16 protein-coding genes are annotated in these 18,307 nt (G+C 41.2%); 5 read left to right on the top strand and 11 right to left on the bottom strand.

Annotated features, from left to right (window positions below):
• Window positions 1-620: 620 nt before the first annotated feature.
• Entirely contained in the window at window positions 621-1,478 is an 858-nt protein-coding gene (locus EXT43_RS09690; RefSeq protein WP_130166851.1) for a tetratricopeptide repeat protein, read from the bottom strand.
• 83 nt (window positions 1,479-1,561) lie between these two features.
• Between EXT43_RS09690 and EXT43_RS09685 the strand changes: the two genes are divergently transcribed.
• Window positions 1,562-2,875, top strand: a complete 1,314-nt coding sequence (locus EXT43_RS09685; protein ID WP_130166850.1) for an amidohydrolase — start codon at window positions 1,562-1,564, stop codon at window positions 2,873-2,875.
• A 1-nt stretch (window position 2,876) separates the two neighbouring features.
• Here the strand turns inward: EXT43_RS09685 and EXT43_RS09680 are convergent, their stop codons facing one another.
• The 4 genes from EXT43_RS09680 to pomA all read right to left on the bottom strand — a co-directional run bounded on the left by EXT43_RS09680 (window position 2,877) and on the right by pomA (window position 7,151).
• The gene (locus tag EXT43_RS09680; protein ID WP_130166849.1) at window positions 2,877-4,784 is read right to left on the bottom strand and encodes a DNA topoisomerase III; all 1,908 of its coding nucleotides are present in this window, start codon (window positions 4,782-4,784) and stop codon (window positions 2,877-2,879) included.
• A gap of 66 nt (window positions 4,785-4,850) precedes the next feature.
• Window positions 4,851-5,327, bottom strand: coding sequence for a hypothetical protein (locus EXT43_RS09675; RefSeq protein WP_130166848.1), 477 nt, complete (start codon window positions 5,325-5,327; stop codon window positions 4,851-4,853).
• 129 nt (window positions 5,328-5,456) lie between these two features.
• Window positions 5,457-6,380 carry a flagellar motor protein MotB gene (locus EXT43_RS09670; protein ID WP_054562656.1) on the bottom strand — a complete coding sequence of 308 codons (924 nt, stop codon included), beginning with the start codon at window positions 6,378-6,380 and terminating at the stop codon, window positions 5,457-5,459.
• Between the two features lie 3 nt (window positions 6,381-6,383).
• Window positions 6,384-7,151, bottom strand: a complete 768-nt coding sequence (pomA, locus tag EXT43_RS09665) for a flagellar motor protein PomA (protein WP_054552564.1) — start codon at window positions 7,149-7,151, stop codon at window positions 6,384-6,386.
• Window positions 7,152-7,423: 272 nt separating this feature from the next.
• Here pomA and xseB point away from each other — a divergent pair, with 272 nt between their 5' ends.
• From xseB to dxs, 3 genes are all read left to right on the top strand, one after another.
• Entirely contained in the window at window positions 7,424-7,666 is a 243-nt protein-coding gene (xseB, locus tag EXT43_RS09660; RefSeq protein WP_054552565.1) for an exodeoxyribonuclease VII small subunit, read from the top strand.
• A 4-nt stretch (window positions 7,667-7,670) separates the two neighbouring features.
• Window positions 7,671-8,558: a (2E,6E)-farnesyl diphosphate synthase gene (ispA, locus tag EXT43_RS09655; RefSeq protein WP_055021990.1), complete on the top strand. Its 888-nt coding sequence runs from the start codon at window positions 7,671-7,673 to the stop codon at window positions 8,556-8,558.
• An 89-nt stretch (window positions 8,559-8,647) separates the two neighbouring features.
• On the top strand, window positions 8,648-10,510 hold the full coding sequence (gene dxs, locus EXT43_RS09650) for a 1-deoxy-D-xylulose-5-phosphate synthase (protein ID WP_062566076.1): 1,863 nt from the start codon (window positions 8,648-8,650) through the stop codon (window positions 10,508-10,510).
• Between the two features lie 28 nt (window positions 10,511-10,538).
• On the opposite strand, the gene EXT43_RS09645 is transcribed toward dxs, so the two are convergent.
• Complete coding sequence (locus tag EXT43_RS09645) at window positions 10,539-11,486, bottom strand: LysR family transcriptional regulator (RefSeq protein WP_130166847.1); 948 nt, start codon at window positions 11,484-11,486, stop codon at window positions 10,539-10,541.
• Between the two features lie 107 nt (window positions 11,487-11,593).
• Here EXT43_RS09645 and EXT43_RS09640 point away from each other — a divergent pair, with 107 nt between their 5' ends.
• On the top strand, window positions 11,594-12,646 hold the full coding sequence (locus EXT43_RS09640) for an MBL fold metallo-hydrolase (RefSeq protein ID WP_130166846.1): 1,053 nt from the start codon (window positions 11,594-11,596) through the stop codon (window positions 12,644-12,646).
• A 65-nt stretch (window positions 12,647-12,711) separates the two neighbouring features.
• On the opposite strand, the gene EXT43_RS09635 is transcribed toward EXT43_RS09640, so the two are convergent.
• The 5 genes from EXT43_RS09635 to ribE are packed head-to-tail and all read right to left on the bottom strand — an operon-like array spanning window position 12,712 to window position 18,223.
• Window positions 12,712-15,798, bottom strand: a complete 3,087-nt coding sequence (locus EXT43_RS09635) for a ligand-binding sensor domain-containing diguanylate cyclase (protein WP_063529835.1) — start codon at window positions 15,796-15,798, stop codon at window positions 12,712-12,714.
• 33 nt (window positions 15,799-15,831) lie between these two features.
• Entirely contained in the window at window positions 15,832-16,317 is a 486-nt protein-coding gene (locus EXT43_RS09630) for a phosphatidylglycerophosphatase A (RefSeq protein ID WP_062566077.1), read from the bottom strand.
• Window positions 16,314-17,288 (bottom strand): thiamine-phosphate kinase, encoded by a 975-nt coding sequence (thiL, locus tag EXT43_RS09625; RefSeq protein WP_130166845.1) that lies wholly within the window; start codon window positions 17,286-17,288, stop codon window positions 16,314-16,316. The genes EXT43_RS09630 and thiL overlap by 4 nt, the downstream gene beginning before the upstream one ends.
• Window positions 17,289-17,332: 44 nt before the next feature.
• The gene (nusB, locus tag EXT43_RS09620; RefSeq protein ID WP_054552571.1) at window positions 17,333-17,743 is read right to left on the bottom strand and encodes a transcription antitermination factor NusB; all 411 of its coding nucleotides are present in this window, start codon (window positions 17,741-17,743) and stop codon (window positions 17,333-17,335) included.
• Between the two features lie 15 nt (window positions 17,744-17,758).
• Window positions 17,759-18,223, bottom strand: coding sequence for a 6,7-dimethyl-8-ribityllumazine synthase (ribE, locus tag EXT43_RS09615; protein WP_054562661.1), 465 nt, complete (start codon window positions 18,221-18,223; stop codon window positions 17,759-17,761).
• Window positions 18,224-18,307 lie beyond the last annotated feature (84 nt).

Here is an 18,307-nt window from a genome sequence, read left to right as displayed (position 1 = left end):
TGAGCCATGATCAAACTCTTCAATTAAAAGTTTTTTCTGTCCCGAAGGACATGCTCAATGAATTCTGAATTTTGATACCTTTCGATATCGAATTGACTATGAATTCACTCAGTTACATTTGAGACTCTAAATTTGTTTGCGTCATCTAGCGAACTAGAATCTGCTGTTAGAACTCAATCTGTACGAGTGCCCACACAGATGATTGCTTTATATTGTTAAAGAACGTTGCGACGTTGTCGCTAGGGATGCGTATAATACACCCTTAATTTTTCGAGTCAACACTTAATTTTAAACTTTCTTTTTAGACCGTTTTAAACCGAAGTTTTACTTAACTCTCTGTCACTTTGTTCAGCGCTTTTCATTGCTGCCCGCCGTGTCAGTGGATGCGCATTATAGGGATGCGAAGAATTAACGCAAGCACTTTTTGTAGAAAACTACTAAAAACTTACCTTTCGCGCAAAAAACAAGCTAAAGGCAGTAAAAAACACAGTTTACTGTACAAAATACAGTCAACTTTTCTCGAGAGGATCTTAAGTATTATCGAAAATAGGTAATACGCAAGTTTTTAAATAAAAAAAGCGCCACTATTTTTAGTGGCGCTTTTATCAATCAACTCTTAATTAGTACAAGATACTATATAACTTACGACGATACTTAGATGCCAAGGCATCGCCATCAGGTAAAGAAGCGATAATTTCTAGATAGGTTGGTTTTGCATCTGCGTAGTTAAGATCTTTTTTAAGTACATTAAATAACATCTCTAAAGCTTCTTCTTTACGACCCGCACTATTAAGAGCATTACTTAGTTCTACTTTTATCTCTAAATCATTTGGGTATTTTTCAACTTTATCCTGCAGTGCTTTTATTTCAGGTGAATCTGTTGCAGCTAATGCTTGTTCACACTTTGCTTGAATATTTGTGAAATACGCATCACGTTCGTTTTCTGCAACCGAATCTAATAATGCTTGTGCATCTTCTAATTTATGAATTTGAATACAGATATCAGCTAAAACTAACTTTATACGTGTATGGTTTGGATCAAGCTTATAAGCCTGCTTTGCATAGTTAAAAGCATTATTTAAATCTTGATTTATTAACGCTTGCTTAGCTTGCTCTAGGAATAACTCGTGTTGAGCTGGTAAATGTTTGGCTAGCGCATCGCGAATTTGCTGCTCTGTTTGAGCACCCGGTAACATATCAACAGGCGCTGAATCTTTTAACATCACAAGCGTAGGTAATGCTTGTAAACCAATTTGCTGCGCAAGTTGCCCTGCAAGGGCTTGCTCAACATCACAATCTAATGTCGCTACTAATAAATGCTCACCATACTCATTTGCTATTTTCTCTAAAATTGCAGCTTGCTGATGACATTCTGGGTTTTGCGCAGAGTAAAAAGTAAGTAGCACTAGCTTTTCAGCGGACGTTTCACCCAGTGCTTGCTGCAAATTTTGCTGGGTAAGTTTTATCATATTATTCATTTGATCGATTGCACTATATAAGTATTTAGGTTTTTATATAGTGGCAAACATAACAATTACAAGCCCCACGGGTCGAGGTCATTATGAAATTATCTGCTATTTCTGCAGCTTTATTACTTCTTAGTCCATTCGCACAAGCAACAACGCTCGATTTAAATCTCAAAAAAACTATGCCTGAGATTGAAAAGCTTTATTTAGATTTACATCAATCTCCCGAGCTGTCTTACCACGAAAAAGAAACTGGTCAAAAGCTAGCAAAGCAATTAAAACAACTGGGCTTTACTGTTACAGATAATGTAGGTGGTTATGGCGTTGTTGGTATTTATGAAAACGGTGATGGCCCTACAGTAATGATCCGCACAGATACTGATGGATTACCAATTGTTGAGCAAACAGGAAAACCTTACGCCTCTAAAGTGACTGTAACAAATGATGCTGGTTCAACCGTTGGCGTAATGCATGGTTGTGGTCATGATATTCACATGAGTTCATTTATTGGCACAGCACAACAGTTAATGACACATAAAGATCAGTGGCAAGGTACGCTAATGATGGTCGCACAACCAGCAGAGGAAGTAGGCGGTGGTGCAAAAGCAATGCTTAAAGAAGGGCTTTTTACTAAGTACCCTACTCCAGACCATGTTATTGGTTTACATGTAAGTGCGAGTGTTCCTGCTGGTAAAGTTAGCATGAAAACTGAATATACGATGGCAAGTGTTGACTCTGTTGATATTACTGTAAAGGGTAAAGGCGGTCACGGTGCCTATCCACATACAACAATCGACCCTGTTGTGATTGCTTCACGTATTGTGTTGGCACTGCAAACTATTACTAGTCGCGAATTGTCACCACTTGAACCGTCAGTGATCACCATTGGCTCAATTCATGGTGGCTCTAAACACAATGTGATTTCTGATGAAGTAAAACTACAACTTACATTGCGTAGTTATAACCCTGAAGTTCGCTTACAACAAATCGCAGCGATTAAACGAATTTCTAAAGGTATTGCATTAAGTGCAGGACTTGATGAAAGCTTAGCACCTGAAGTATATGTGCATGAAGATGAGTCAATTCCTTCGACTTATAACAATCCAGCTCAAACCAACCTAGTGCGTTCAGCAATTGCTAATGCTATTGGTGAAGACAATGTACTTGAAACTGAAGCTGTAATGGCTGGTGAAGACTTTGGCCTATACGGTCGTACAGAACAGCACGTGCCAATTACTTTGTTTTGGTTAGGCGGTGTTGAACCGAGTCAATATGATGCAGCAATGCAATCTGGCGCAACATTACCTTCATTACACTCTAGTAAGTTTGCACCTGATTACAAAAAGGCGCTTCCTACTGGGATTACAGCGATGAGTAATGCTGCGGTTGCCCTATTCAACAAAAAATAGTTTAGGCTGACTTAGCTCTGGGCTTAGCTTTTCTTTTAAAACGTCGCTTTTGCGACGTTTTTGGTAACTGAGCAAAGACTTGGCTGTCGCACTGCTTAGCTTGCTCAACTAAAGCATGTAACTCTGCCAACAATGGCGTTAAAAATTGCTGATAACTCATGTGTTGCTCAGCTATATTCCCTAACGATGCTTCCCACTTAGCTGTTAAGTCAGGGCTAGCAAGCTGCTCTGGTAATGTACTTATAAGAGCTTTGCCTGTTGCGGTAGCTAGAATGTTTTTACCCTGACGCTCTAAAAAGCGGCGTTTAAATAAAAGCTCAAGAATACCAGCCCGTGTAGCCTCAGTGCCTAAGCCGTCGGTTTCTTTGAGGATCTTTTTAATTTCTGGGTCTTTTACATAGCGACTGATGCCTGTCATAGCACTCAATAAGGTAGCATCAGTAAAATGCGCTGGCGGTGTCGTCATTTTGTCTACCACTTCACCTTGAGTGCAATGAAGCGGCTGACCTTTTTCAAGTGCAGGTAAGGTTTGCTCATCTTTTAACTCTGTTTTACCCATTAATGTTTTAAAGCCTAAGCTAACATCTTGCTTAGCAGCTGCTTTAAAAAGCCCACCCGCAATTTCAACCGTTACTTTGGTCTCATTAAAAATATAGTCTGGATAAAACTGAATTAAATAATGACGACAGATCAAGCGATAGATTTTTTGTTCATCACTATTTAATGATGCTGAGCGAAGTTGTTTTTCGGTAGGAACAATAGCATGGTGAGCTGCCACTTTGCTGTCATTAAAACATTTACTCCGCTTACTGGTATCAGCTTGCTTGCAAGCTTCACTTGCTTGACCTTCATTATTAGTGATGGCGGCAATAATACTCGCTGCATCTTTATGATGCTCTTTTGGTAAATAGCGGTTATCTGAACGAGGATACGTAATTAATTTATGGCGCTCATACAAGCTTTGACAGGTATCTAGCACTTTTTGTGCAGGCATAGAAAACGCTTTTGCCGCATCAATTTGCAAAGCAGATAAGTTATAAGGTAACGGCGCTTGTTGCTTTTTTTGCTTTTGCTCAAGCTCAACTATTTTAGCCGGTTGATTAGTTATGCGTGACACTACATTTTCAGCAAGCCCTCTATGTAATACCCGCCCTTCTTCATCTTGATAAGGTTCACATGCTTTACTTGGCTGCCACTTTGCAGAAAATACTTGCTGCTGAGTTTCAAGATGAGCTAATACTTCATAAAAAGGTTTTGCTACAAAATTAGCGATTTCATTATCACGATTAACGACTAAACCTAAAATAGGCGTTTGAACACGCCCAACAGATAACACATTGCCAAACCCAGCTTTTTGCCCAGCAAGCGTATAAGCGCGAGTTAAATTCATGCCAAATAGCCAATCGGCACGTGAGCGAGCTAAAGCAGATACACTCAATGGAATAAAATCGCGATTCGACTTTAAATTATTCAGCGCTTTTTTAACTGCACTTAAGTTTAAGTCGCTGATCAAGAGTCGTTGAATTTGCTGTTTTTTGGCTTGGCTAAGTTTAACCTGTTCGATCACTTCATCAACCAATAGCTGGCCTTCGCGATCAGGATCGCCGGCATGAACAATTATATTTGCCTGCTTGATTAGCTTTTTTAATACAGTAAGTTGTTTACGCGTTTTTGATTTAGGTTTTAATTGCCATTGCTCAGGCACGATAGGTAAATGCTCAAACCGCCACTTTTTAAAACTTGCATCGTAGTCATCGGGTTCTGCTTGTTCAAGCAAATGACCAATACACCAAGAGACACAATCACCATTACCTAGCTCTATATAGCCATCATGCTTTTTTTGTGGTTTTGGCAGAGCATCTGCAATGGCTCGCGCCAAGGATGGTTTTTCGGCAATGTAAAGTTTCATAACGCAACACTAAATACTGTTTTTATAAACAGTAGTCTAGCACAGGATTTTTAACGAAGAAACGCCTTATGTTTGCTGGCTTCGTCGAGTAAAGAGGTAGATAAGCGGTAGGTAACATACGACCACAGTACCAATATTGATTAGCGGTAGCAGGGTCTTGTACATGTAGGTGCTGTAAGACAAATCCCAAAGGTGGCGGTCAACTAAACGGAACAACTGTAAAATGGGCGCCATTATCACAACCAACTGCCCTAAAACACTTTGCCATAAGTAGACTTTATCTTTAATACCTAAGTAAGCAATGATTGCCATCCAAGCAATATCATTAAAAGCCCAGACTACATAGCGCCAGATATAGATATCATCAAATTCTCTTAAAGCAGAATAAATAAGAGTTCCATAAAGGAAAAAAGCAGCAGTAATGATAGAGAAATAAAAAGCGGGCCAATCTTTACGAAGGTAAAAAATAATAATAGCCGGGCTCAAAATGAACACCCAGCTATTGCTTAATATAACTCTAATTTCTACAAACCAATCAGGCAAAATGCAGTGCCTTAATCAGTTTTATCGTCATCACCGCCATCACCATTGCCTGGCATATAGCTATATTTATCAACTTTTTTCATTTTTATACTCCATTACATGTGTTAATGAAGTTTCACTTTAATTGATTTATTGCCTTACATCAATAGGGTCAGACTCGTGTGCTTTACCTTGCATAATAGAGATTTCAACACGGCGATTACGCTTGCGATCTTCATCGGTCACATTCGGTACAAGGGGCCTTGTTTCTGCGTGACCTACCACCATCATCCGAGATTTATCAAAACCTGGCGCTTTTTCCATTTCACTGGCAACTGCCACCGCACGTTTTGATGATAAATCCCAATTATTAGTATATAGCTCATTCGATACTTGGAAGTCATCAGTGTGACCTGACACGGTTATTTCACCCGGCACATCTTTTAACAGCGTAGCAATATCACGGATAATAGGTTTAAATTTTGGCTGTAAAAAAGCACTACCTGATGGAAATGAGCCATTCTCACGAATACGAATAATAATTTGCTGGCCTAATGACTCAAGCTCAATTGCACCATCCATAATTTGCTGTTCTAATTGCTGGGCAATTTTCTTCACAAGTTCATTTGTTTGTTCTTGATCAGCTGCTGAAATTGACTGCTCCAACGCTTGTTGCTGAGCCGTACTTTGCGATTCACCACCACGTTTATTACCGCGCTGTTCTTGACGACCACCGGCAGAGCTTTCGTCGCCAGCCTGAAACTCAAGCATTTGTTGCGTCATTTCTACGGTTTGTTGTTGAATCGTTTCAATAGGAGTGGGTTCAGGTTTACCCGGAGTGAACTCCATGGCAATGACCGAGGTTCCTTTTGGAATATCTTTTACTTCAATTTTATTTTGTACACCGAAAGCAAACTTCATGGAGCCGGCAATTTGCTTAAACTTCAGTACGTCCATTTCTGAGAAGGCAAGCAAGAGTACAAAGAAGCACATTAATAATGACATTAAATCTGCGAAGGTTCCCATCCAGGCGGGTAAACCTGGAGGTGGACATTTGCACTCTTGATCTGACATACCCTACTCCTCGGTATCAACTTTACGTTTTGATTCGGCTAAGTAGTTTTTCAAGATACCTTCAATTACTTTCGGGTTTTGACCATCTTGAATACCCAGTACCGCGTCGAGAATTAAGCGTTGATTAAGTGCTTCCTCGTCTTTACGTAGCTCTAATTTTACCTGAATTGGAATAGCAACAACGTTTGCTAAGAACGCACCATAGAGAGTTGTTAAAAGCGCAACCGCCATTGCAGGGCCGATTGCTTTTGGGTCATCCATGTTTGATAACATAGCAACCAGACCGATTAGCGTACCGATCATCCCCATCGCAGGAGCGATATCCGCAAGTGATTTGAATAATCCAGCCCCAAGTTCGTGACGGTTAGCTGTAAGAGAAATATCTTTTTGTAGTGTGGCACGAACAACATCAGCATCATGACCATCCACTAACATATCGACCCCTTTGCGCATAAAACCGTTGGGGATTTCGGCTTCTTCTAATGCTAAGAAACCACCTTTACGTGCTGAGTCAGCTAATTCTACTGCTTTTTCAATTAATTCTTCTGGAGATTCGATTTTGAACATAAAGGCTTTTGCAGCGACTTTACCTATGCCCAAAAATTGCCCCATAGTGAAATTCGATAATACGATAAAAATCGAACCACCAAATACGATGACCACCGAAGGCGTGTTGTAAAACATTGCAACTTGGCCGTCACTACTTAACACCATCGACATAGCAATTAAGCCTATGGCACCAAGAATACCTATTATGGTTGCTAAATCCACATACCCCTCCAGAGGAACAATTACACGACACCCTCAGGTATCAAATTTTTATTATTAACTGCTTATCGGCAAGCAGTTGAAATACTTAAATCATTAAATGAATTAATTTTATTTTAATGTAAGTTTTTTAAGCTACAAGTTTAAGCTGTATCTAAAACCGTAAAAATAGCATATTGAAAATGGATTATGCGTAAAAAAACACATCATTCTTTGACCTAGTTTAGCATTCCCCCTAAAATTGGCCTCACTTTCTAACAGCTATCGAGGCCACAATGGCAACAAAGAAACCAGAAAACTTAAGCTTTGAAGAAGCGCTGGATGAATTATCTCAAATTGTTGCACAAATGGAGCAAGGTGAATTGTCACTAGAACAATCGCTAAAACAATTTGAACGCGGCATTGCACTGGCGAATGCTTCGTCTGGTAAGTTACAACAAGCCGAACAAAAGGTTGCCATTTTAATGGGTAACGATAGCCAAGCTCCTCTTAGCAATTTTGATTCAAACTTGGACTAATTAAGTGCAATTAAAAGAACAACTACAACGCGCTCGTGAAGACGTTGAGGCACATTTAAATCGCTATTTCGAACTACCACTTAATACCGAAAAAACCATCAAAGAAGCCACCCATTACGGTGTTTTAAATGGTGGTAAGCGCTTACGTCCTTATCTTGTATACGCAACGGGTCGAATGATGGGCGCAGACAAGACCGATCTTGATATTCTTGCTGCCGCTATTGAGTGTATTCATAGCTACTCTTTAGTCCATGATGACTTACCAGCCATGGATGATGATGACTTAAGACGTGGCCGCCCTACTTGTCATATTGTTTATGGCGAAGCGCAAGCCATACTCGCGGGCGATGCATTACAAACGCTGGCATTTGATTTAATTGCCAACCATCAATTTGCCGTTCCTGCGAGCCAGCAAGTAAAAATGATTGCCTCATTAAGCAAAGCCTCAGGTATTGAAGGTATGGTAGGTGGGCAAGCACTGGATATTGAAGCGACCGATAAAGAAATTACCGTTGCGCAGTTAGAGCGCATTCATCAGCTAAAAACAGGCGCCTTGCTTAATTGTGCTATTACACTCGGTGCATTGAGTGCAAAAAGCTGTGATGAACATACTCTCGCACAATTAAACCTATTTGGCCAAGCAATAGGGCTAGCTTTTCAGGTACAAGACGATATCCTTGATGTAGAAGCTGATACTGAAACATTAGGTAAGCCACAAGGCTCAGATATTGCGGCTAATAAAGCAACTTACCCTGCTTTATTAGGTATGGCTGGTGCAAAGCAAAAAGCGCAAGATTTACTAGCTCAAGCTCATCAAGCTCTTGAGGCAATTGATTATGACACCAGCGAACTGGCGAGCCTTGCTAGCTATATCGTTGAACGTAATTATTAATGCCTAAAAAAGAAAGACAAAATAACTAAAAAATCAGAGCAGCAATGGGCTATAATGCACTCTGGTTAGCGAAGGATGTATAAAAAATCATGACACTTGATAGTAGCAAGTATCCATTATTAAGTTTGGTTGACGAACCAGCACAACTGCGTGATTTAGCGCAAGACAAGTTACCTGCGTTTAGTAAAGAGTTACGCGAATACCTACTTAATTCAGTTTCGCAAAGTAGTGGTCATCTAGCATCAGGTTTAGGCACTGTTGAACTAACCGTTGCGCTGCATTATGTTTATAACACTCCTGAAGATCGTTTAGTATGGGATGTGGGTCATCAAGCATACCCGCACAAAATCTTAACGGGTCGTCGTGACCAAATGCATACTATTCGTCAAAAAGACGGTTTGCACCCTTTCCCATTCCGTGAAGAAAGCCCTTACGATACATTTAGTGTTGGCCATTCGAGCACCTCTATTTCAGCTGCCTTGGGTATGGCCATTGCTGCCGAAAAAGAAGGTAAAGATCGTAAAACTGTTGCTGTTATTGGCGATGGTGCGATCACTGCTGGTATGGCATTTGAAGCGATGAACCACATGGGTGATGTTAACCCTAACGTGTTAATTATCTTAAACGATAATGAAATGTCGATTTCAGAAAACGTAGGTGCACTAAACAATCACTTTGCCCGTATCTTGTCTGGTAGCTTCTACACCAATATTCGTGAAGGCAGTAAAAAACTACTTTCTGGTTTACCGCCAGTGAAAGAACTTGCCAGCCGCATGGAAGAACACTTAAAAGGTATGGTCATTCCAGGTACTTTCTTTGAAGAGTTAGGCCTTAATTACATCGGCCCAATTGATGGTCATGACGTTAATATGATGGTAGATACCTTACGTAATATGCGTAACCTTAAAGGCCCGCAATTACTACATATTAAAACGCAAAAAGGTAAAGGTTATAAACCTGCCGAAGCGGATCCAATTGGTTACCACGGCGTACCAAAATTTGATCCTAGCATGTCAAAATTACCAAAATCTAAACCTGGCGCTGCCACATTCTCAAATGTGTTTGGTGACTGGTTATGCGATATGGCAGCTCAAGACGACAAGCTAATGGCAATTACCCCTGCGATGCGTGAAGGCTCAGGCATGGTACGTTTTTCTAAAGAGTACCCAGCGCAATACTTTGATGTAGCAATTGCTGAGCAACATGCTGTAACGCTTGCAGCTGGCCTTGCTTGTGAAGGGTTGAAGCCTGTTGTTGCTATTTATTCAAGCTTTTTACAACGTGCGTACGACCAACTTATCCACGATGTAGCATTACAAAACTTACCTGTTTTATTTGCTATTGACCGTGCTGGTATTGTTGGTGCTGATGGTGAAACTCACCAAGGTGCCTATGACTTAAGCTTTATGCGCTGTATTCCTAATATGATCATCATGGCGCCTAGCGACACTAACGAGTGCCGCCAAATGCTTTACACTGGCTACCAATGCAATCAACCTGTTGCTGTTCGTTACCCACGTGGTAGTGCCGGCACGTGTGAGGTTGAATCGACTATGAGCGCGATTGAAATCGGTAAAGCGCGTAGTATCAAACAAGGTAATAAAGTGGCCATCTTGTCGTTTGGTACGCTGTTAGAGAACGCCAAAGTAGCTGCAGAAGAGCTTAACGCAACAGTCATTGATATGCGCTTTATTAAGCCTCTTGATACTGATGCTATCAGTGAATTACTCGGCAGCCATGATGTCATTGTTACCCTAGAAGACAACGCCATTGCTGGCGGTGCAGGTTCTGCTGTGAATGAATACTTAGCCGCAATCAAAGCCGATGTGACTATCTTAAACTTAGGTATTCCAGATGAGTTCATAAAGCATGGTACGCAAGATGAAATGCACGCCGAAATGGGCCTAGATGCAAGTGGTATCTTAACTAGCATCAAAGAGTTCATGGCTTAAGCCAAACAGCATTCACTATAAAGGAGCCTTAAGGCTCCTTTTTGTTCTCTACCCCACTGGGAATAACTCCTAACTCGTGATCCCAAGGTGCTGCTGCATCTTTAAACTGCAATTTAAGAAATTCAACAAGTAACCTTAAAGACAAGGGTTGGTGATGACGGCTCAAGTAAATTGCATAAATACCGAGGGGTTCTGGCTGGAATTGGGGTAATATCCTAACAAGCTTGCCTGATTTGAGATGCTTTCCTACATAAAATGTAGGCAACATTCCTACTCCAGCCCCACTCAAAACAGCCCGTGTTATTACATTAGTTTCGTTACTTTCAAAGCACCTTTTTACTGGCACTTCTATAATATCTTCACCTTTAATGAAGCGATAGTTTTTGCGCGAGCCAGAAAAATGAGCAACACATCTATGTTCACTTAATTCCTCTAAAGAAGTAGGCGTTCCATATTTTTCAAGGTATTCAGGCGCGGCACACAAAACTGAATTACATAACGTTAAAGGAACAGCAATCATCGTTGGATCGAGTGTATTAGTAACTCTTACTGCTAAATCAATCCTATCCTCTACTAGATTAGATATTGTATGGCCAACAGATAAACTAATTTCTATTTCCGGATGTAGCTTTTGAAACTCAACTAAGGCAGAAACAAGGTATGCGTCCGCAAATGAGCCAGAGGTCGCAACCCTAAGAACACCTTTGGCTTTTTTCGTTTGTTCGATGACTAAATTCTTTGCTTCAGCAACAGCCATAAGCATCTTACGACACGCTGGTAAAGTTGCAGTTCCAGCTTCCGTCAAACTTATCACGCGGGTAGTTCGATGCATTAATCGTGTACCGAACCATTGCTCTAATTCAGATAAGTAGCGACTTACCATTGCTGTTGACATATTTAGTTTAGCTGCAGCCTTTGTAAAGCTACCCTGCTCAGTTATTTCAATAAACACTTTTGCAGCTGTTATTCGATCCATTATCTCAAGTTGCGCAATAGTTAATTAACTAATATGCAGTTTATCAACAGATTAACGCTCTATACAATCGCACAAAATAAGGACACTAAAAACAAACGGAGACTATTATGTCTATAAAAAATAGCTTTACTAAATCAGTATTTCTATTCAGTTTATTATCTACAAGTTTAGCAGCAGTGAGTTCTGTTGCTGAAGCTCCTTCAACCGTTGGTGCTCACTATGTACCACAATCTAGTAGTAAAGTTCTTGCTCCAGGTGAAAAGGTCGCAAATTTATTTAACTTAAATATGACAACACCTTATATCCTTCAGCGCATCACAGAGAATACTTATTGGTATCAATCAGGGTTCTACGGCACGATTTTTTATATCGGTGATAAAGGTGTGCTTTTGTTCGATCCATTAGAGCAAAGAGCAGAGCCAATTTTAAAATCTATTCGATCAATTACCGATAAACCTATAACAGCAATTGTCTATTCTCATGACCATGCTGATCATATTTCAGGAGCAGATGATTTATTAAAGTTACTTAAAAAGTCTCAAAAAGAACAACCTGAAATTATTGCATCAAAAGCAACAAATAAGAAAATGGAATTACTGGGAAGTAACATAAAGAAACCAACAAAAGTACTTAACTGGCCAAACGATACTTTTAAGTTCGAAGACTTAGAAGTTCAACTTCATGGCTTCGAACATGCCGCACATACTGATGATCACTCAGCTTGGCTTTTAGTGAATGAACGTGTACTCCATGCCCCTGATTTACTGAATGCAGATCAACCTCCTTTTTGGAATTTTGCAGGCTCAGAGCGCTTCACATATCTAGAGCAAAACTTAAAAACAGCAGACGCATTAAAATGGGATTTTTTCAATGGTGGACATGGCAATATAGGCTCACATGATGACTTTGCTTTTCATCTAAAATTTATTGCTGATTTGAAAAAAGAGGTTGCTAAAGCTATGGGTGAAGTACCTTTTGGATACGGGGTTGATGTCGCAAAGATAAATGCACACACCATCATGTTACCAACTTGGTACGGTGAAATAGCAAAACGAGCAACGGATGCACTTCGTCCAAAATATGGCAGCTACTATGGCTTTGAGACTGCAGTTCCTGCTAACGCAGAAATGGTAGCAGAATACTTATACAGCTACCGATAAATAGGGTTAAAAGCCATAAAAATATAGCTAAGGATGCGCCCTATCAGAAACACGGTATGGCGCTCCTATCGCATCCAAATTTTAATATCGGCTAAACCATTAGCTTGCAGTGCACTAAGCTGTTGATCAACATTGTGGCTCTGCTCGAACTCAAAGGCATCTAATTGCTCGTCAAAGGTTATGTTTGCTACACCATCACCACCGCGCTTTTTCACTTGGTGCAGGGCAATATCGGCAAGGTTAACTGAGGTTTCCCAACCAATAACTTGACCACCCAATAAAGGTAATGGGTAGAAAGACCAGCCAACCGACGCAGTAATAGTGGTCGATTCTCCATTCGGTAATCTAAATGGGTTTGCTGCAATTGCTTCACATAAATCGGCCACATAATTGTCTATTGCTGTGCGTTTGAAATCACGTAGTAAGAGTAAAAACTCATCGCCACTCCAGCGTGCAACATAGTCAGAACCTTGAGTACGACTATTCAATAAAGTCGCCATTTGCTGTAAGCAGCTATCGCCGGCGAGCGGGCCATATGCATCATTAATGCGACTGAAGTTATCAAAGTTAATTATCAATAGAACGAGCGACTTACCCTGCGCTTGCAATGACTGCGAGTTACGCTGGAAGTGTTCGATATCTTTAGGGAGCTGATCAAACAAGAAGCGTCGGCTACGTAGACCTGTAAGCTCATCTGAGTGACTTACTAGCTTAAGCTGTGAATTTACTTGGTTAAGCTTATCGTTAGCTTCTCGAAGCTCTACGGTACGTTCTGTTACTAAGCTTTCAAGGGCTAATTGCTTACGTTTCTCTTGCGCTCTAAATACCCAAAATACAAGGTAGAACAGTAAAATAAAGCTACTGGTGATCAAGAGTCTAAAATAAATAGTCTCATCAAAACGGCGCGGCACTACAAAGCTGTACTCAGTACGACGTGCTTTTTGCCAATCTTCACCACGGCGTTTTGCTTCAAGTTGGAATAAAAACGAACCCGGCGGTAAGTTGGTATAGATTGCCTCACGACGAGTATTGGCATAACGCCAGTCACTGTCTAAGCCACTTAAACGGTAACGGAACTCAATACTTGAAGGAGCATAATAATCAATCGCGGTGTATTTTAACGTTACATCGCGTTCATCAATTTGCAGCTCTGGTTTATTACCTAAAGTTGCGGTACTTAAGTGACGAAGCGGCGTGATCAAGCTTTCAATGCGAGGCTTAAGAGCTTGAACACCAAAAAGCTCAACGCTCTTTGGTATTTCTACCACACCTTGTAGGCTTGGGTACCAAATAGAGTTACCGGTATCTGCTACAGCGTCATGGCCAAGGCCAGCACAACACTGACTTGCTTTACCATCAAGTTGACGGTCGAACGATGAGATCACTTGTTCTACTTTTAAGCTCTCGATATCAGTACCAAACTGCTCGACTGGCATGCGGTATACACCTTTCATGGTACTAACCCAGATACGTTTTAATTGCTTATCGTAAACAAGACTAAAAATAGAGCCATACGGCAGACCATCTGTCGCATCTAACTGACGCCACTGACCTTTGGTACTGCGATAAAATAAACCATCGTTAAGTGAGCCAATTAATATCCCCACCCCTTCGATATTCAAAATACTGGTAACGTAGGCACTTTCTAAGCTGGTTTGGTCGCCAATTTTTTCAATACCACGGTCGGTAAAGTAATAAGCCCCTTTACTGGTGCCAATTAAACCAAAGTTTTGCTCATCCAGAACATAGGTAATAAATTTACTGCTTAAGAATGCATTGTATGCAAAGGGTGTTAAACCACCGTAGCTTAAGCGGTACATACCACGGCCTGTACCGAGCCAAAAACCGCCTTTGCTAGAACGACTAATTGCGAATACAGGGTTATCGCGCAGTGCTCGCCCCGGCACCGTATACAAGTTTTGGTTTTCGTAATAAAACACACCGCGGCCTGTTGCGATGTACAAACGGTCACCGTCAAACTGTAAGTCGTGCACTGCTGCTCGACCAAACTGGTTACTCGGAATTTGATTTACAAAATTCTTGTTGTAATCGAAGTAACCAACACCGCTGCGGTTAGCCACCCATAATTTGCCATCAGGTGCTTGGCTAATTGCCATCACCGCTTCGGTCATATTTGAGATAGCTGAGTGACGTTCAATACGCCCTTCGTGAGCAAGCCATAAGCCTTCACTGAAGCTTGCCAGCCAAATGTTATTTTGATTGTCACGGAAAATATCGGCAAACCAAATGCTTTGATCGAGCTGGCTTGGCTCAACCCATTGCCAATCTCCTGAGTTATCACGAAATAACAATCGGCCATAGGTCGAGATCCAAAGCGCCCCATCTGAGTCGCTCATAAACTTATAAACGGCAGAATTACTGGCATTTGGCAGTGGGAATGGACGCAGCTCGTCATCCAAGTCAAGAAAGTAAGCACCCAGCTCGGAGGCAAGGTATAAATTCCCTTCTAGCCAAGCCATGTCATGAATAATGGTTTGTGCTAAACGCTCAGGTAATGAAACTTTGGCAGTCAGCTCTAATCGTAACTTTGCAAAGTCAGAAGAGGTATTGGTTAAACGCAATAAGTGACGCTCATTAACCAGCCAAATACCTTCTGGCGACAATGCCATTTGACTCACTGAACCCACAATTTGCGTAATAGCAGTGGCATTAGATACCGGCACGATTAGTGCGGAGTTTTGATTAAGCGTGACTTGATTTCGAGCAACGTAATAAAGGCCATTCGCTGCAATCCAAATACTGCCTTTGGAGTCTTCAAGAATATCGCGAACCGGACCTTTAACATTAAAGGTTTGCGACATCATGGTTTTAGGATCAAGTGTTACCAAGCCATTTTTGGTACCAACCCAAAGTAACCCAGTACTATCAACTAAGAGCTTATTAATACCATTACTTGGTAGGAAATCGCTGTTTTGCGTATTGAAGTTAGTGAAGGTGTTACCATCAAAGCGACTTAAGCCAAACTGAGTGCCCAACCACATATAACCTTGCTCATCTTGAGCAATGCTTTTTAAAGATTGCGATGGCAAGCCATTTTGGATGTTCCACTGTTTGACGACATAGTCAGTAATAGATGCAAACGCAGGCGTGCTGCAAAGCATCAACAAACAGACAACTAGAAATCGCATCATATACTTGCCACCAAGTAACACTTAACTCATCGTTTAAAAAGGCAAATAGCCTGCTTTAAACAAGGCTTGAACACAAATTAATGAAAATATACCTGCTAAAATATCATCAGCCATGATGCCCAAGCCACCGTGTAAACGTCTATCTAGGATTCTGATAGGACCTGGTTTAGCGATATCAAAAAAGCGGAACAATAAAAAACCAACCAACAGTGACTGCCAACTCAGTGCAGCACCAATCATGGTGATATAATAACCAGCAACTTCATCCCAAACAATGGCTGGATGATCATGTACCCCTAAGTCATCTGCTGTTTTACCACATGCCCAAATACCAAATACACTGATCACGACTGCAAACACAATCTGTAACCACAGCGGAAAGTACATAGTAGTAAAAATAAATGGCAAGGCAGCAAAGGTACCAAAGGTGCCAGGTGCTTTAGGGGCAAGGCCTAAGCCAAAACCCAAACCAAAAAATTGGTGTGGGCGTTTTAAATTGAATAATCGGTTACTGCTCAAACCGGCTCCTTCGTAAAGTGCTGAAAGCCCTTACCTTGATAATTAAATTGCTCACCATCAAGTAATAGCTCAATCTCACCTTCGCCACTTTTAATTTGACCTACACAACTTGCTTCAACACCATATTGGCGCAGTTTCATATCAACCATGCTTTTATTGCTTTCTGGCACAGTAAACAGCAACTCGTAGTCGTCACCATAATTTAAAATGTAGTCAAATTGCTCTGCACGTGGAATCGACGAATTTAATGCATCAGAAACAGGCACTTTATCAACATTGATCACCGCACTAACTTGCGATAGCGCTAAAATATGGCCTAAGTCTGCTAATAATCCATCGGAAATATCAATTGCTGCAGAGGCAGCGCCTCGCAGAACCTGACCAGCTGCAACACGTGGAGTCGGATAATCAAAACGATTATTTAAATAGCTTAAGTGTTCAGGGGCGATATCGAGGCCTTGTTTACGGGCTTCAATGGCTACACCAGCATCTCCTAATGGACCTGTTACATAAATCCAATCGCCAACTTTAGCACCGCTACGGCGCAGTGCTTTGCCTTCAGGCACGATGCCTTTAGCGCAAATCGTAATGGTTAAAGGGCCTTGAGTGGTATCACCACCAATAATTTGCACATTGAAGTACTCTGCAATCTCATGCATGCCTTCAGTGAACTCTTCAAGCCACTCTTTATTTGCTTCAGGCAACGTAAGGCCTACCGAAATCCACGTAGGTTCAGCGCCCATTGCCGCAAGATCACTTAAGTTAACAGCTAAAGCTCGATGCCCAAGGGCACGCGCAGAGATGTCATCAAAAAAGTGTACGCCCGCAACTAAGGTGTCTGTTGTTACCGCCAATTGACAGTTTTCAGGCACAGTTACTAAGGCACAATCGTCACCAATACCTAGGTTCACATCACGGCGAATAATGCCACGCCCCTTAAAGTAACGATTGATTAGTTCAAATTCCTTCATACACAAAAAAGCCGGCCCAAGCCGGCTCTCCTTTACGGGGTTACTTACTTACGCAGTTCTTTCACTGCTTTATCAAGTACACCGTTGACAAACTTATGGCTGTCTTCAGCACCAAACATCTTAGCAAGCTCAATGCCTTCATTGATTGCCACTTTGTAAGGTACGTCTTCACGGAATTTCAGCTCATAGCCAGACAGACGTAAAATTGCTTTTTCGACCATGTCTAACTCATCAGCTGGGCGTGCTAAATGTGGTGCAACGATTTCATCTAATTGCTTACAGTTAACAACAACACCGCGTGCTAGGTCTTTGAAATATTCGACGTCGATCTTAGTCACATCATTTTCAATTAACATTTGCTGTTCAATATCAGCAATTGGGTTACCGCTTAACTGCCAAGAGTATACGGCTTGAAGTGCTAAGATACGTGCTTTACGTCTTGCTGCTGGTTTCACAGAGATTCCTTAAACTTAAATTTTGTCTAACACATTAACCATTTCAAGCGCACCTAAAGCAGCTTCGCCGCCTTTGTTACCCATTTTGGTACCTGCGCGCTCAATTGCTTGCTCAATGCTTTCAGTGGTTAATACGCCAAATGCAACCGGGATATCATACTCAAGAGATACTTGCGCAAGACCTTTGTTTGATTCGCCAGCGACTAAATCAAAGTGTGGTGTACCACCTCTGATCACTACGCCTAAAGCGATGATTGCATCGTGTTCTTTCTTTGCTGCAACGCGTTTCGCTGCTAAAGGTAATTCAACGGCACCTGGTACGTAAACAACTGTAATGTCGTCTTCAGATACGCCACCTGTGCGCTTAAGCTCATCAACAGCACCTGCTAATAGGCTGCTACCAATAAAGTCATTAAAGCGAGAAATGACAATGGCAAATTTTTTGCCCGGTGCGTATTTGTTACCTTCAATAATTTTCATTTAATAACCCTAAAAAATAAGTTTAAGCGGTTGCGATTGCGCAAAAATTACGGCGCATAATACCACAAAAATATAAAAGTAGCC

The sequence above is a fragment of the Pseudoalteromonas sp. CO109Y genome, from assembly GCF_004208935.1.
Taxonomy (GTDB): Bacteria; Pseudomonadota; Gammaproteobacteria; order Enterobacterales; family Alteromonadaceae; genus Pseudoalteromonas; species Pseudoalteromonas shioyasakiensis.
This window is presented reverse-complemented; position numbering and strand designations above follow the sequence as displayed.